Genomic DNA, 14,217 nt, shown 5'->3' on the forward strand with positions numbered 1-14,217 from the left:
GTGGAGATGGCCCGGGACCAGATCCGTGAGGGCGCGCACATGCTCGACCTGTGTGTGGACTACGTGGGCCGTGACGGTGTCGCGGACATGCAGGAACTCGCCGGGCGTTTCGCGACCGCCTCGACGCTGCCGGTGGTGCTGGACTCCACCGAGGTCCCCGTCATCCAGGCGGGTCTGGAGAAGCTCGGCGGGCGCGCGGTCATCAACTCGGTGAACTACGAGGACGGTGACGGTCCCGAGTCGCGTTTCGCGAAGGTCACCGCTCTGGCGCGGGAGCACGGCGCCGCGCTGATCGCCCTGACGATCGACGAGGAGGGCCAGGCCCGCACCGTCGAGCACAAGGTCGCCATCGCGCAGCGGCTGATCGCGGATCTGACGGACAACTGGGGGATCCGGGAGTCGGACATCCTCATCGACACCCTCACGTTCACGATCTGCACGGGGCAGGAGGAGTCCCGCAAGGACGGGATCGCGACGATCGAGTCGATCCGTGAGCTCAAGCGCCGCCACCCGGACGTGCAGACCACTCTGGGCCTGTCGAACATCTCCTTCGGGCTGAACCCGGCGGCCCGGGTCCTGCTGAACTCCGTCTTCCTCGACGAGTGTGTCAAGGCGGGTCTGGACTCGGCGATCGTGCACGCGTCGAAGATCCTGCCGATCGCCCGGTTCGACGAGGAGCAGGTCACCACTGCCCTGGACCTGATCTACGACCGGCGTGAGGGGGACTACGACCCGCTGCAGAAGCTGATGGCCCTCTTCGAGGGCGTCAACACGAAGTCGCTGAAGGCCGGCCGGGCCGAGGAGCTCCTGGCCCTGCCGCTGGACGAGCGGCTCCAGCGGCGGATCATCGACGGTGAGAAGAACGGCCTGGAGGCCGACCTCGACGAGGCCCTGGTCTCGCGTCCGGCTCTGGACATCGTCAACGACACGCTCCTGGAGGGCATGAAGGTCGTCGGCGAGCTGTTCGGCTCGGGCCAGATGCAGCTGCCGTTCGTGCTGCAGTCGGCGGAGGTGATGAAGACGGCGGTGGCCTATCTGGAGCCGCACATGGAGAAGACGGATGACGAGGGCAAGGGCACGATCGTGCTGGCCACGGTCCGCGGGGACGTCCACGACATCGGCAAGAACCTCGTCGACATCATTCTGACCAACAACGGCTACAACGTCGTCAACATCGGCATCAAGCAGCCGGTCTCCGCGATCCTGGAAGCCGCCCAGGAACACAAGGCCGACGTCATCGGCATGTCGGGTCTCCTGGTCAAGTCCACCGTGATCATGAAGGAGAACCTGGAAGAGCTCAACCAGCGCAAGCTGGCAGCCGACTACCCGGTCATCCTCGGCGGCGCCGCCCTCACCCGCGCCTACGTCGAACAAGACCTCCACGAAATCTACGAAGGCGAAGTCCGCTACGCCCGCGACGCCTTCGAAGGCCTGCGCCTCATGGACGCCCTCATCGCCGTCAAGCGCGGCGTCCCCGGCGCCTCGCTGCCCGAACTGAAGCAGCGCCGCGTCGCCAAGCGGGACACCCCGGCGCTCCAGGTGGAGGAGCCGCAGGAGCCGGGCGGCCGTTCCGACGTGTCCGTCGACAACCCCGTCCCGACCCCTCCCTTCTGGGGCACCCGCGTGGTCAAGGGCATCCCGCTCAAGGACTACGCCTCCTGGCTGGACGAGGGCGCCCTGTTCAAGGGCCAGTGGGGCCTCAAGCAGGCCCGCGCGGGCGGAGCCACGTACGAGGAGCTCGTCGAGAGCGAGGGCCGTCCGCGCCTGCGCGGCCTCCTGGAGAAGCTGCACACCGAGAACCTCCTCGAAGCGGCCGTGGTCTACGGCTACTTCCCCTGCGTGTCCAAGGGCGACGACCTGATCATCCTGGACGAGCAGGGCAACGAGCGGACCCGCTTCACCTTCCCGCGCCAGCGCCGCGGCCGCCGCCTGTGCCTCGCGGACTTCTTCCGCGCCGAGGAGTCCGGCGAGACGGACGTGGTCGGCCTCCAGGTGGTCACCGTCGGCTCGAAGATCGGCGAGGCCACGGCCAAGCTGTTCGAGTCCGACTCCTACCGCGAGTACCTGGAACTGCACGGCCTCTCCGTCCAGCTCGCCGAGGCCATGGCCGAGTACTGGCACGCCCGCGTCCGCGCCGAGCTCGGCTTCGGCGGCGAGGACCCGGCCGCCGTGGAGGACATGTTCGACCTCAAGTACCGGGGGGCCCGCTTCTCCCTCGGCTACGGCGCCTGCCCCGACCTGGAGGACCGGGCGAAGATCGCCGACCTCCTCCAGCCGGAGCGGATCGGCGTCCACCTCTCGGAGGAGTTCCAGCTCCACCCCGAACAGTCCACCGACGCCATCGTGATTCACCACCCCGAAGCGAAGTATTTCAACGCACGCTGACGCGGACCGGCGTACACTGGTCGGTCCCATACAGGCCGGTCACCTGGTACCGAGGGGTTGCCCCCCACGGCGAGGTGACCGGCCTTGTCGTCCCCTACGAGAGGCGTACGCATGACCAGCACCGTTCCCGCTCCCGTCGCCCGTACGGCTGACGGGCACGCCCTGCAGGCGGTGCTCCTCGACATGGACGGCACCCTCGTGGACACCGAGGGCTTCTGGTGGGAGATCGAGGCGGAGATCTTCCGGGAACTCGGCCACCGGCTCGACGACTCCTGGCGCGACATCGTCGTCGGCGGCCCCATGAGCCGCAGCGCGTCCTTCCTCATCGAGGCCACCGGCGCCGCCATCGGCCTCGCCGAGCTGAGCGTGCTGCTCAACGAGCGCTTCGAGGCCCGCATCGCCGACCGGGTCCCGCTGATGCCCGGTGCCGAGCGGCTGCTGAGCGAGCTGGCCCGGCACAACGTGCCCACCGCCCTGGTCTCCGCCTCCCACCGCCGGGTCATCGACCAGGTGCTGCTCACCCTCGGCCGCGACCGGTTCACCATGACGGTCGCCGGGGACGAGGTGCCGCGCACCAAGCCGCACCCCGACCCGTACCTGCTGGCCGCCAGCACCCTGGGCGCGCACCCGTCGCGGTGCGCGGTCATCGAGGACACCGCCACCGGGGTCGCGGCCGCCGAGGCCGCCGGCTGCCGGGTCGTGGCCGTGCCCTCCGTCGGCCTGATCGAGCCGGCCCCGGGCCGCACCGTCGTGGCCTCGCTCGAAGAGGTCGACCTGCCGTTCCTGCGGTCCCTCATCACTCCGCTGAACTGAGCGCGCACGCTCCGTACCGAACGGATCGGGGGTGGGGTGAAGGTCCCACGAGAGGATCTTCCGCCCCCACCCCCGGAGGCCGAAATTCCATCCTGCCGAGGAGCGTCGCAACGGGTGACCTTGGTCACCCGGAGAGGCCCGGAGGGGCCCGTCGGAGTGCCCCGAGCCCTTCCCATGTGTCCGGATTGATCATCTCCTGACCACATCTGCGAAGACTCCGGCATAAGCGGTCAGTCCGCTCCCATCACGGTGCGATTACGCCCCAACTCCTGCCGGTTCAAGCCATCCCGTCCCGGGCCACTAATGTCGATCCGGGCACTCCGCACGCACCTCTGCCGCACCGGCCGCACACCCCTGCGCCGGTACCGCGTGGACCGATCGTCAAACACCGGCCCGATCGTTCCGCCCTGAACGGGCGACCGCCGCGAAGTGCCCTCTACGCCGCTTTGACCAAGTGCCGGGTGAGGGAGTACTTCCAGCATGAACCGCAAGACCATGGTGCTGACGGCCGCGATCGGCCTGCTCACCCCCGCGCTGTCCGCATGCGGCAGCGCGAGTGGCGGAGGAGCAGCGTCCGGAGCGATCGTCGTCGGAACCACCGACCGGTTCGAAGCCGCCGACTACGCCCCCGCCCCCTTCGACCCCGCCTACGCCTACGACGCCGGCGCGTGGAACGTCCTGCGCCAGACCGTCCAGACGCTGATGCACACCCCGCGAGGCGGCGGCCAGCCCGTCCCCGAAGCCGCGTCCGACTGCCGCTTCACCGACACGGGCAACGAAAGCTACCGCTGCGTCCTGCGGCCCGAACTGAAGTTCGCGAACGGCGACCCGCTCACCGCCAAGGACGTCAAGTTCTCCATCGACCGCGTCCTCGCGATCAAGGCCGAGAACGGCCCCTCCTCCCTCCTCTCCACCCTCGACACCGTCGAGGTCAAGGGCGCCGACACCGTCGTCTTCCACCTGAAGACCGCCGACGCGACCTTCCCGTACAAGCTCTCCACCCCCGCCGCCGGCATCGTCAGCGAGAAGAACTACGACGCCAAGAAGCTCCGCCCCGGCTTCACCGTCGACGGCTCCGGCCCCTACACGATGAAGGCCGAGGTCAAGGACGACCACCTCGTCCGGGCCGTCTTCACCAAGAACCCGCACTACAAGGGCGACATCAAGCTGCAGAACGACAAGGTCGAACTGCGCACCTTCGCCGACTCCGCCTCCATGGGCAAGGCCCTTGCCGACGGCTCCGTCCACATGGTCTCCCGCACCCTGGCGCCCGCCCAGATCGCCGACTTCTCCGCGAAGCCGCCCAAGGGCGTCAAGCTCGTCCCCATGCCCGGCCTGGAGATCCGCTACCTCGGCTTCAACACCGACGCCCCCGTCGTCAAGGACAAGGCCGTACGCCAGGCCCTCGCCGCCGCCGTCGACCGCAACAACGTCATCTCCAAGGTCTACGGCAAGGCCGCGCAGCCCCTGTACTCGCTGGTCCCCACCACCGTCACCGGCCACGTCAACTCGTTCTTCAACAAGTACGGCGAGGCCAACACCGCCAAGGCCGCGGGCCTGCTCAAGGACGCCGGGATCAAGACCCCCGTCAAGCTCACCCTGAACTACACCAAGGACCACTACGGCGACGGCACCGCCGCCGAGTTCGAGGCCCTCAAGACCCAGCTGAACTCCACCCAGCTGTTCGACATCACCGTCCAGGGCAACGACTGGTCCGACTTCCGGCCCGCGCAGAAGAAGGGCGACTACGCCGCCTACGGGCTCGGCTGGTTCCCCGACTACCCGGACGCCGACAACTTCCTCGCCCCCTTCCTGGAGGCCGACAACTTCCTGGGCACGCCGTACGCCAACAGCACGGTGCGCACCAGGCTCATCCCCGACTCCCGGCGCGCGGCCGACCGCAACACCGCCGCACCCGCGATCGCGGACATGCAGGACATCGTCGCCGAGGACGTACCCGTCCTGCCCCTGTGGCAGGGCAAGCAGTACGTCGCCGCACGCGACGGGATCACCGGGGTGGAGTGGTCGGTCAACGCCATCTCCGACCTCCAGCTGTGGGAACTCGGCCGGGGTGTCAGCGGCTGAGACCGGCAGCAACCGGCGGCGGACGTCGCAGGCCGGCGCAACGACCAGACAAGACTGTGAAGGACATTCGCGTGAAGAGACGTAACCAGTGGTTGGCGGCCCCGCTCGGCGCGGCCACCGCCGCCGCGCTGCTCAGCGGTTGCGGTTCGACCGATGGCGCCAACGCCGGCAGCGGCAAGGGCGTGGTCATGGGGATATCCGACAAGGTGAAGTCGACCGACCCGGCGGCGGGCTACGACCCGGGTTCCTGGCTGCTCTTCAACAACGTCTTCCAGTCGCTGCTCAGCTTCCCCAAGGGCGGCACCACCCCCGAGCCCGACGCCGCCCAGTCCTGCGCCTTCGAAGGCGCGGACAGCAAGCAGTTCAAGTGCGTCCTGCGCACCGGCCTGAAGTTCAGCAACGGCCACAGCCTCACCTCGAAGGACGTCAAGTTCTCCTTCGAGCGCACGCTGAAGATCAACGACGAGGCCGGCCCGGCCATCATGCTGTCCTCGATCGCCGGCATCGACACCCCCGACGAGAAGACCGTCGTCTTCCGCCTCAAGACGTCCGACGCGACCTTCCCCAGCAAGATCGCATCGGGCGCGGGCTCCATCGTCGACCACGCCGAGTACCCGGCGAACAAGCTCCGCACCGACGGCAAGGCCATCGGCTCCGGCGTCTACAAGCTGGACTCCATCAACGAGAAGAGCGCCAGCTTCTCCGTCAACGAGTCCTACAACGGCAAGGCCAAGGCCAAGAACACCGGCGTCACGCTGAAGTTCTTCAACGGCGACCAGGCCGGCCTCAAGACGGTCCTGGAGAGCGGCGACGTCGACTTCGCCTTCCGCGGCCTCGCCGCCAAGGACATCGCCGCCCTCGCCGCCGTCAAGACCGGCGACAACAAGGTCGACGTCGTCCAGGGCACCGGCGCCGAAGTCGAGCACATGGTCTTCAACGTCAACGACCCCGTCGTCGGCAAGCTCCCCGTGCGCAAGGCCATCGCCTACCTCATCGACCGCGAAGCGCTCGTCAAGGACGTGTACGCGGGCACCGCAGCCCCGCTCTACTCCATCGTCCCCGCGGGCATCGCCGGACACACCACCCCCTTCTTCGACCGCTACGGCGGCAGCCCCCAGGTCGAGAAGGCCAAGGCCGTCCTGAAGGCCGCCAACATCACCGGCAAGATCAAGCTCACCCTGTACTCCACGCCGTCCCGCTACGGCCCCTCCACCGACCAGCAGTTCCAGGTCATCGCCAAGCAGCTCAACGACAGCGGCCTCTTCGAAGCCGACATGAAGTCCGTCGAGTACGAGCAGTACGAGAAGGACATCCAGGACGGCAAGTACGGCGTCTACGTCAAGGGCTGGGTCCCCGACTACCCGGACGCCGACAACTTCACGCAGCCGTTCTTCGGCCCGGACAACGTCCTCCACAACAACTACGACAACAAGGAGATCACCGGGACGCTCATCCCGGCGACCAACACCAAGTCCGACCGCACCGCGGCCAACACGGATTACACCCGTCTCCAGGACATCGTCGCCGACGAACTCCCGCTCATCCCGCTCTGGCAGGGCAAGCAGTACGCCGTCACCCGCCAGAACGTCACCGGCCTCCAGTGGTCCCTGGACGCCTCCACGGTCTTCCGCTTCTGGGAGATCAGCAAGGGCTGACCCGCCCCGCGCACGACGAAGGGCCGGCAGCCGCTCACGCGGCCGCCGGCCCTTCCGCCATTCCCCCGCTCACTGGGCGCCCGGACGCACCAGCCCGCTCTCGTACGCGTACACCGCCGCCTGCACCCGGTCCCGCAGCCCCAGCTTCGTCAGCACATGACCCACGTGCGTCTTGACCGTCGTCTCGCTCACGAACAGGTCCGCCGCGATCTCCGCGTTCGACAACCCCCGGGCCACCAGCTTGAGCACCTCCACCTCGCGCTCCGTCAGCGTCCCCAGCGTGTCCGGCAGGCTCTCCTCACCCGACGGCAGGTGCCCCGCGTACTTGTCCAGCAGCCGCCGCGTGATGCTCGGCGCCAGCATCGCCTCACCCCCCGCGACCACCCGGATCGCCTGCACCAGCTCGTTCGCCGGAGCGTCCTTCAGCAGGAAGCCGCTCGCCCCCGCCCGCAGCGCCTCCACCACGTACTCGTCCAGATCGAACGTCGTCAGCACCAGCACCTTCGCCGGCCCGTTCCGCTCCGGACCCGTGATCTGCCGCGTCGCCTCCACCCCGTCCATCCGCGGCATCCGGATGTCCATCAGCACCACATCGGGCTGCAGCGCCCGCACCTGGTCCAGCGCCTGCAGACCGTCCCCGGCCTCACCCACCACCACCAGGTCCTGCTCGGCCTCCAGGATCATCCGGAAACCGGTGCGCAGCAGTGGCTGGTCGTCGACCAGCAGGACGCGGATCGCCACGGGGTGTACCTCGAATTCGTCGGACGGCATCGGCGGACCCCGCCCATTGTGCCCTGACCGGACGATCAGGAACCGGCCGGCCGGTCCGCCCCCGGCCTCGGAGTGATCACCAGCGGATACGCCGGGGGAGTCCCCCCGAACTCCGGACACACCGCCTGATGATCACACCAGCCGCACAGCTTCGTCGGCCGCGGCCGCCAGTCACCCGTCTCCGTCGCCTCACGAATGGCCTCCCACAACGCGTGCAGCTTGCGCTCCACCCGCTCCAGATCCGCCACCACCGGGTCGTACGTCAGCACGTCCCCACTGCCCAGGTACACCAGCTGCAGCCGCCGCGGCACCACCCGCTTCAACCGCCACACCACCAGTGCGTAGAACTTCATCTGGAACAGCGCACCCTCGGCGTACTCAGGCCGCGGCGCCTTCCCCGTCTTGTAGTCGACGATCCGCACCTCACCCGACGGCGCCACGTCCACCCGGTCGATGATCCCCCGCAGACGCAGCCCCGACTCCAGCTCCGTCTCCACGAAGAACTCCCGCTCCACCGGCTCCAGCCGCGTCGGGTCCTCCAGCGTGAACCACCGCTCCACCAGCGCCTCGGCCTCCGTCAGCCAGCGCGCCAGCCCCGCCCCCTCGTCCCCCTCGGGGAACAGCTCCGCCAGCTCCGGCTTCGCCGCCAGCAACCGGTCCCACTGCCCCGGGACCAGCGCCTTCGCCACCGGCGCCGTCCGCTCCGCCGCCGGATGATCGAAGAGCCGCTCCAGCACCGCGTGCACCAGCGTCCCCCGCGTCGCCGCCGCACTCGGCTTCTCCGGCAGCTTGTCGATCACCCGGAACCGGTACAGCAGCGGACACTGCATGAAATCACCCGCCCGCGAAGGCGACAGCGAGGTGGGCCGGGCAGCAGCCGGGGAAGGATCGGCACCGGGGATCGTCGTCATGCGTGAAACCCTACGGCCCACCGCCGACAGCACGCGCATACCATCGACTCCGGCGCCCTCGCACTGCATGATCGGAGCATCACACCGCGCTACCCCACCAGCGGCGAACACCCGACGTGGACCACACTGGAACCACCGGCACCGAACGAAGGACAACCGTGGCAGACACCGACGAAACCGGCGAGCGCACGGCCAAGCGCTCCGACCCGGGCGGCGGGATCCTCATGGGCCGCCCCTTCGGCGTACCCGTCTACGTCTCGCCCAGCTGGTTCCTCGTCGCCGCCCTCATCACCTGGGTCTTCGGCGACCGGCTCGACCAGGTCCTGCCCGACCTCGGCCCCGCCCGCTACCTCGTCTCCCTCTTCTTCGCCGTCGCCTTCTACGCCTCCGTCCTCGTCCACGAACTCGCGCACACCATCGCCGCACTCCGCTTCAAACTCCCCGTGCGCCGCATCCAGCTCCAGTTCTTCGGCGGAGTCTCCGAGATCGAGAAGGAATCCGAGACGCCCGGCCGCGAATTCGTCCTCGCCTTCGTCGGCCCCCTCCTCTCCCTCGTCCTCGCCGGACTCTTCTACCTCGGCATGAAGGCCGTCGACCCCGCCACCGTCCCCGGCGTCCTCCTCGCCGGCCTCATGATCTCCAACCTCCTCGTCGCCGCCTTCAACCTCCTGCCCGGCCTCCCCCTCGACGGAGGACGCATGCTCCGCGCCGTCATCTGGGGCATCACCGGCAAACCCATGACCGGCACCGTCGCCGCCGCCTGGGTCGGCCGCGGCCTCGCCGTCACCGTCCTCCTCGGCCTCCCCCTCCTCACCCACACCGGACTCCTCGGCAACCGCACCCAGGAGATCGGCGGCATGGACACCGTCATGGACGCCCTCCTCGCCGCCATCCTCGCCGCCATCATCTGGACCGGCGCCGGCAACAGCCTCCGCCTCGCCCGCCTGCGCGAACACCTCCCCGAACTCCAGGCCCGCGCCCTCACCCGCCGCGCCATCCCCGTCGAGAACACCACCCCCCTCTCCGAAGCCCTCCGCCGCGCCAACGAAGCCGGAGCCCGCGCCCTCGTCGTCGTCGACGGCCACGGCGACCCCACCGCCATCGTCCGCGAAACCGCCATCGCCTCCGTCCCCGAACACCGCCGCCCCTGGGTCGCCGTCAGCACCCTCGCCCAGGACCTCACCGACGGCATGAAGGTTTCAGCCGAGCTCACCGGCGAAGAACTCCTCGACCACCTCCGCGCCACCCCCGCCAGCGAATACCTCGTCCTCGAAACCACCGGCGAGATCTACGGCGTCCTGTCCACCCTCGACGTCGAAAAAGCCTTCGTGAAGGCCATGGCGCGGCCCCAGTCCTGAAGCCAATACACTGGTCACATGTCCGAACCGACCGGTGCCGCCCGCCGACGCGGGCCCTTCGAGGTCGGGGACCAGGTTCAGCTCACCGACCCCAAGGGCCGCCACTACACGTTCACGCTCGAAGCCGGGAAGAATTTCCACACCCACAAGGGTTCCTTCCCGCACGACGAGCTGATCGGTGCTCCCGAGGGCAGTGTTGTCCGCACCACGGGCAACGTCGCGTACCTCGCGCTGCGCCCCCTGCTCCCCGACTATGTCCTGTCCATGCCCCGCGGCGCCGCCGTGGTCTACCCCAAGGACGCGGGCCAGATCCTGGCCTTCGCCGACATCTTCCCCGGCGCCCGCGTCGTGGAAGCAGGAGTGGGCTCCGGCTCCCTGAGCAGCTTCCTGCTGCGCGCCATCGGCGACCAGGGCATGCTCCACAGCTACGAGCGCCGCGCGGACTTCGCCGAGATCGCCACGGCCAACGTCGAACGCTACTTCGGCGGCCCCCACCCCGCGTGGCAGCTGACCGTCGGCGACCTCCAGGACAACCTGTCCGACACCGACGTCGACCGCGTGATCCTCGACATGCTCGCCCCCTGGGAGTGCCTGGAGGCCGTCTCCAAGGCCCTCGTCCCCGGCGGCATCCTCTGCTGCTACGTGGCCACCACCACCCAGCTCTCGCGCACCGTCGAATCCATCCGCGAATTCGGCTGCTACGCCGAACCGCAGCCCTGGGAATCGATGATCCGCAACTGGCACGTCGAGGGCCTCGCCGTCCGCCCGGACCACCGGATGATCGGCCACACCGGCTTCCTCGTCACCGCCCGCCGCCTCGCGGACGGCGTCGAGCCCCCCATGCGCCGCCGCCGCCCCTCCAAGGGCGCCTACGGCGAGGACTACGACGGCCCCGGCAGCGACCGCTCCGCCTAGGACCCGCCCGCACGCCCAACACGAAAGCGCTGTGGCGCAGTTCCCCGGCCAACCCGGGGAACTGCGCCACAGCGCCTTTTCGTTGCACCGGGGAAACCCGCCCGGACCCGGCCGTTCCACCCCCGTGTGAGGTATGGCACGATGCTGGCTCCCCGTCACCCTTCGCACAGGAGACACCCCGCGTGCTGCACAGCCCCACCCCGCCGAACCCGGCACTGGACGTCCTGGCGCACCACCACACCCGACCCGTCCACTGGGTCGCCACCGCCTGCGCCATGGCCGCCGTCATAGCCGGCGCCGGACTGCTCCAGCCGGACCGGGCCACCGGAGCCACCCCCGGACCCACCGCGGCGAGCGGCCCGCCGGCCCCCGCACCCGCCCCCGACGCGCACGCCGTCACGTACCCCCTCGACTGCAAGGGGGCCCCACAAGCCGTCACGGACACCGCCGAAGGCGACCTCGACGGCGACGGCAACCCCGAGACGGTCGCCGCCGTACGCTGCGACGCCGGCTCCGGCACCCCGCCCCACGCGATCTACGTACTCGCCCGCGGCGGGCAACAGGGCGCCGCCCCCCGCGTCGTCGCCACCCTCCTCGACGCCGCCCGCCGGCAGACCGCCACCGAGCTCACCGTGAGCGACAGGACCGTCACCGCACGCCTCCTCGGCTACTCCTCGCCCTCGGTACCGCGCTACAGCCCGGACGTGAAGCAGCTCGCCAAGTGGCGCTGGACCGGCGGGAAATTCCGCCAGGAGCTGACGGACTCGGCCGCCACACGTGTTTGAAGCGTCACTCCGCGTCCGGGCCGTATACCTCGACCCTGTCCGAAACGCGCCTTACGTGAATACAGTCACCCGGACATTCCTTCGCCGAGTCGACCACGTCCTGGAGCAGCGTCAGCGGAACCGGAGTGGTCGCCCCCACGTCCTGCAGGAGCTCGTCCTCCGGGCTCTTCACATACGCCAGACCATCGATGTCCAGCTCGAACACCTCCGGCGCGTACTGCACGCAGATGCCGTCCCCGGTACAGAGGTCCTGGTCGATCCAGACCTCCAGCGGCTCCCCGGCCTCGCCGGCACCGCCCGTCGGGGCCTCCTGCTGCACGCTCATATCTCCCGCCGTTTCCTGCCCTGAGTGATCCGTCCCGGACACAACTCGCGACAAGTCGCGCGAGCCCTGACGGGTGTTGAACAGTTCGACCTTACAACCGGCTGCTTTCCGATGTTGAAGGGTGGGTATTTCCCTGGCGTGAGGGAGTACGCAAGGGTGAAGATCGGACACACCTCTACCGTCTTTGTGATCTAGGGGTTTCAATCACCACCAGCCCAGGTAGGGTCAGGAAGCGTCCAGCTCCCCTTGGAGGAGGTGAGGACCGTGGCAGCCCACGACGACGACATCAACCGCGGCATCCGGCCCGGGCGAGGGTCTGAGGACCCCGCTGGCCAGGTTGCCTATCTAGAGCAGGAAATCGCCGTCCTGCGACGCAAGCTCGCCGACTCTCCGCGTCACACGAGGATTCTCGAAGAGCGGATCGTCGAGCTCCAGACGAATCTGGCAGGCGTCTCCGCGCAGAACGAACGACTGGCGAACACCCTCCGTGAGGCCCGCGACCAGATCGTGGCCCTCAAAGAAGAGGTCGACCGGCTCGCACAGCCGCCGGCCGGCTTCGGTGTCTTCCTGCAGGCCAACGAGGACGGCACCGTCGACATCTTCACCGGGGGCCGCAAGCTCCGCGTGAACGTCAGCCCCAGCGTCGACCCGGAAGACCTCCGGCGCGGCCAGGAGGTCATGCTCAACGAAGCGCTCAACGTGGTCGAGGCCATGGAGTTCGAGCGCGCCGGCGACATCGTCACCCTCAAGGAGATCCTGGAGGACGGCGAGCGCGCCCTGGTGGTCGGGCACACCGACGAGGAAAGGGTGGTGAGGCTCGCCGAGCCGCTCCTGGACATCACCATCCGCCCCGGCGACGCCCTGCTCCTGGAGCCCCGCTCCGGCTACGTCTACGAAGTGGTCCCCAAGAGCGAGGTCGAAGAACTCGTCCTCGAAGAGGTCCCGGACATCGACTACGACAAGATCGGCGGCCTGGGCGACCAGATCGAGCTGATCCGCGACGCCGTCGAGCTCCCCTACCTCTACCCCGACCTCTTCAAGGAGCACGAACTGCGGCCCCCGAAGGGCATCCTGCTGTACGGCCCCCCCGGCTGCGGCAAGACGCTCATCGCCAAGGCCGTCGCCAACTCCCTTGCCAAGAAGGTCGCCGAGGTGACCGGCCAGCCCGCCGGGAAGTCCTACTTCCTGAACATCAAGGGCCCCGAACTCCTCAACAAGTACGTCGGCGAGACCGAGCGGCACATCCGCCTCGTCTTCCAGCGGGCCCGTGAAAAGGCCAGCGAGGGCACCCCCGTCATCGTCTTCTTCGACGAGATGGAATCCCTCTTCCGCACCCGCGGATCCGGCGTCAGCTCGGACGTGGAGAACACCATCGTCCCCCAGCTGCTCGCCGAGATCGACGGCGTGGAGGGCCTGGAGAACGTCATCGTCATCGGCGCCTCCAACCGCGAGGACATGATCGACCCGGCCATCCTGCGCCCCGGCCGCCTCGACGTGAAGATCAAGATCGAGCGCCCGGACGCGGAGGCCGCGAAGGACATCTTCGCCAAGTACCTCAAGGCCTCGCTGCCCCTGCACACGGACGACCTGTCCGAACACCAGGGCTCCACGGCCGGCACCGTCCACAGCATGATCCAGACCGTCGTCGAGCAGATGTACGCCGAAACCGAGGAAAACCGCTTCCTCGAGGTCACGTACGCCAACGGCGACAAGGAAGTCCTTTACTTCAAGGACTTCAACTCGGGCGCGATGATCCAGAACATCGTGGACCGCGCGAAGAAAATGGCGATCAAGGCCTTCCTGGAGCACAACCAGAAGGGCCTGCGCGTCTCCCACCTCCTCCAGGCCTGCGTGGACGAGTTCAAGGAGAACGAGGACCTGCCGAACACCACCAACCCGGACGACTGGGCCCGTATCTCCGGAAAGAAGGGCGAGCGGATCGTATTCATCCGCACCCTCGTCACCGGAAAGCAGGGCGCGGACACCGGACGCTCCATCGACACGGTGGCGAATACCGGCCAGTACCTCTGACCGAGCGGGGCGGCTGCGGATGCCCTCACCGGGCACCCGCAGCCGACTGCTTTACCCCCGGCATTGCCGCCCGCCCTTTTCGGCCGGTGACAGGGCAAAGCCAATGACTGAAATGATCTCCCCACCAGCGCGGAGTGGTTCTAGGCTCTTCCGTACCGCCTCCTCCGCAGTGCGGGGACGGAC

11 protein-coding genes are annotated in these 14,217 nt (G+C 68.6%); 8 read left to right on the forward strand and 3 right to left on the reverse strand.

Annotated elements, in window-relative coordinates; all coding sequences use genetic code 11:
• The 4 genes from ABZW32_RS15090 to ABZW32_RS15105 all read left to right on the forward strand — a co-directional run.
• Window positions 1–2,385, forward strand: a 2,385-nt coding sequence (locus ABZW32_RS15090) for a vitamin B12 dependent-methionine synthase activation domain-containing protein (protein ID WP_356215583.1), incomplete at its 5' end; no start/stop codon positions are given.
• Between the two features lie 111 nt (window positions 2,386–2,496).
• Entirely contained in the window at window positions 2,497–3,198 is a 702-nt protein-coding gene (locus tag ABZW32_RS15095; protein ID WP_356215585.1) for an HAD family phosphatase, read from the forward strand.
• Window positions 3,199–3,678: 480 nt separating this feature from the next.
• Window positions 3,679–5,283: an ABC transporter substrate-binding protein gene (locus ABZW32_RS15100; protein WP_356215587.1), complete on the forward strand. Its 1,605-nt coding sequence runs from the start codon at window positions 3,679–3,681 to the stop codon at window positions 5,281–5,283.
• 71 nt (window positions 5,284–5,354) lie between these two features.
• Window positions 5,355–6,938 carry an ABC transporter substrate-binding protein gene (locus ABZW32_RS15105; protein WP_356215589.1) on the forward strand — a complete coding sequence of 528 codons (1,584 nt, stop codon included), beginning with the start codon at window positions 5,355–5,357 and terminating at the stop codon, window positions 6,936–6,938.
• 69 nt (window positions 6,939–7,007) lie between these two features.
• Here ABZW32_RS15105 and ABZW32_RS15110 read toward each other — a convergent pair whose 3' ends face one another.
• Window positions 7,008–7,679, reverse strand: a complete 672-nt coding sequence (locus tag ABZW32_RS15110; RefSeq protein WP_030233586.1) for a response regulator transcription factor — start codon at window positions 7,677–7,679, stop codon at window positions 7,008–7,010.
• Between the two features lie 65 nt (window positions 7,680–7,744).
• Window positions 7,745–8,620: a RecB family exonuclease gene (locus ABZW32_RS15115; RefSeq protein ID WP_356215591.1), complete on the reverse strand. Its 876-nt coding sequence runs from the start codon at window positions 8,618–8,620 to the stop codon at window positions 7,745–7,747.
• 224 nt (window positions 8,621–8,844) lie between these two features.
• Between ABZW32_RS15115 and ABZW32_RS15120 the strand changes: the two genes are divergently transcribed.
• From ABZW32_RS15120 to ABZW32_RS15130, 3 genes are all read left to right on the forward strand, one after another.
• Window positions 8,845–9,978, forward strand: coding sequence for a site-2 protease family protein (locus ABZW32_RS15120; protein WP_356215725.1), 1,134 nt, complete (start codon window positions 8,845–8,847; stop codon window positions 9,976–9,978).
• Window positions 9,979–9,996: 18 nt separating this feature from the next.
• A complete protein-coding gene (locus ABZW32_RS15125) occupies window positions 9,997–10,893 on the forward strand; it encodes a tRNA (adenine-N1)-methyltransferase (protein WP_030233594.1) in 897 nt (298 codons plus the stop codon).
• A 182-nt stretch (window positions 10,894–11,075) separates the two neighbouring features.
• Window positions 11,076–11,678 carry a hypothetical protein gene (locus tag ABZW32_RS15130; RefSeq protein ID WP_356215593.1) on the forward strand — a complete coding sequence of 201 codons (603 nt, stop codon included), beginning with the start codon at window positions 11,076–11,078 and terminating at the stop codon, window positions 11,676–11,678.
• 4 nt (window positions 11,679–11,682) lie between these two features.
• Here the strand turns inward: ABZW32_RS15130 and ABZW32_RS15135 are convergent, their stop codons facing one another.
• On the reverse strand, window positions 11,683–12,003 hold the full coding sequence (locus ABZW32_RS15135; RefSeq protein ID WP_356215595.1) for a ferredoxin: 321 nt from the start codon (window positions 12,001–12,003) through the stop codon (window positions 11,683–11,685).
• A 264-nt stretch (window positions 12,004–12,267) separates the two neighbouring features.
• Here ABZW32_RS15135 and arc point away from each other — a divergent pair, with 264 nt between their 5' ends.
• A complete protein-coding gene (gene arc / locus ABZW32_RS15140; protein WP_030233602.1) occupies window positions 12,268–14,034 on the forward strand; it encodes a proteasome ATPase in 1,767 nt (588 codons plus the stop codon).
• Window positions 14,035–14,217: the final 183 nt, after the last annotated feature.

Source organism: Streptomyces sp. NPDC004667, from assembly GCF_040609475.1.
Lineage (GTDB): Bacteria > Actinomycetota > Actinomycetes > Streptomycetales > Streptomycetaceae > Streptomyces.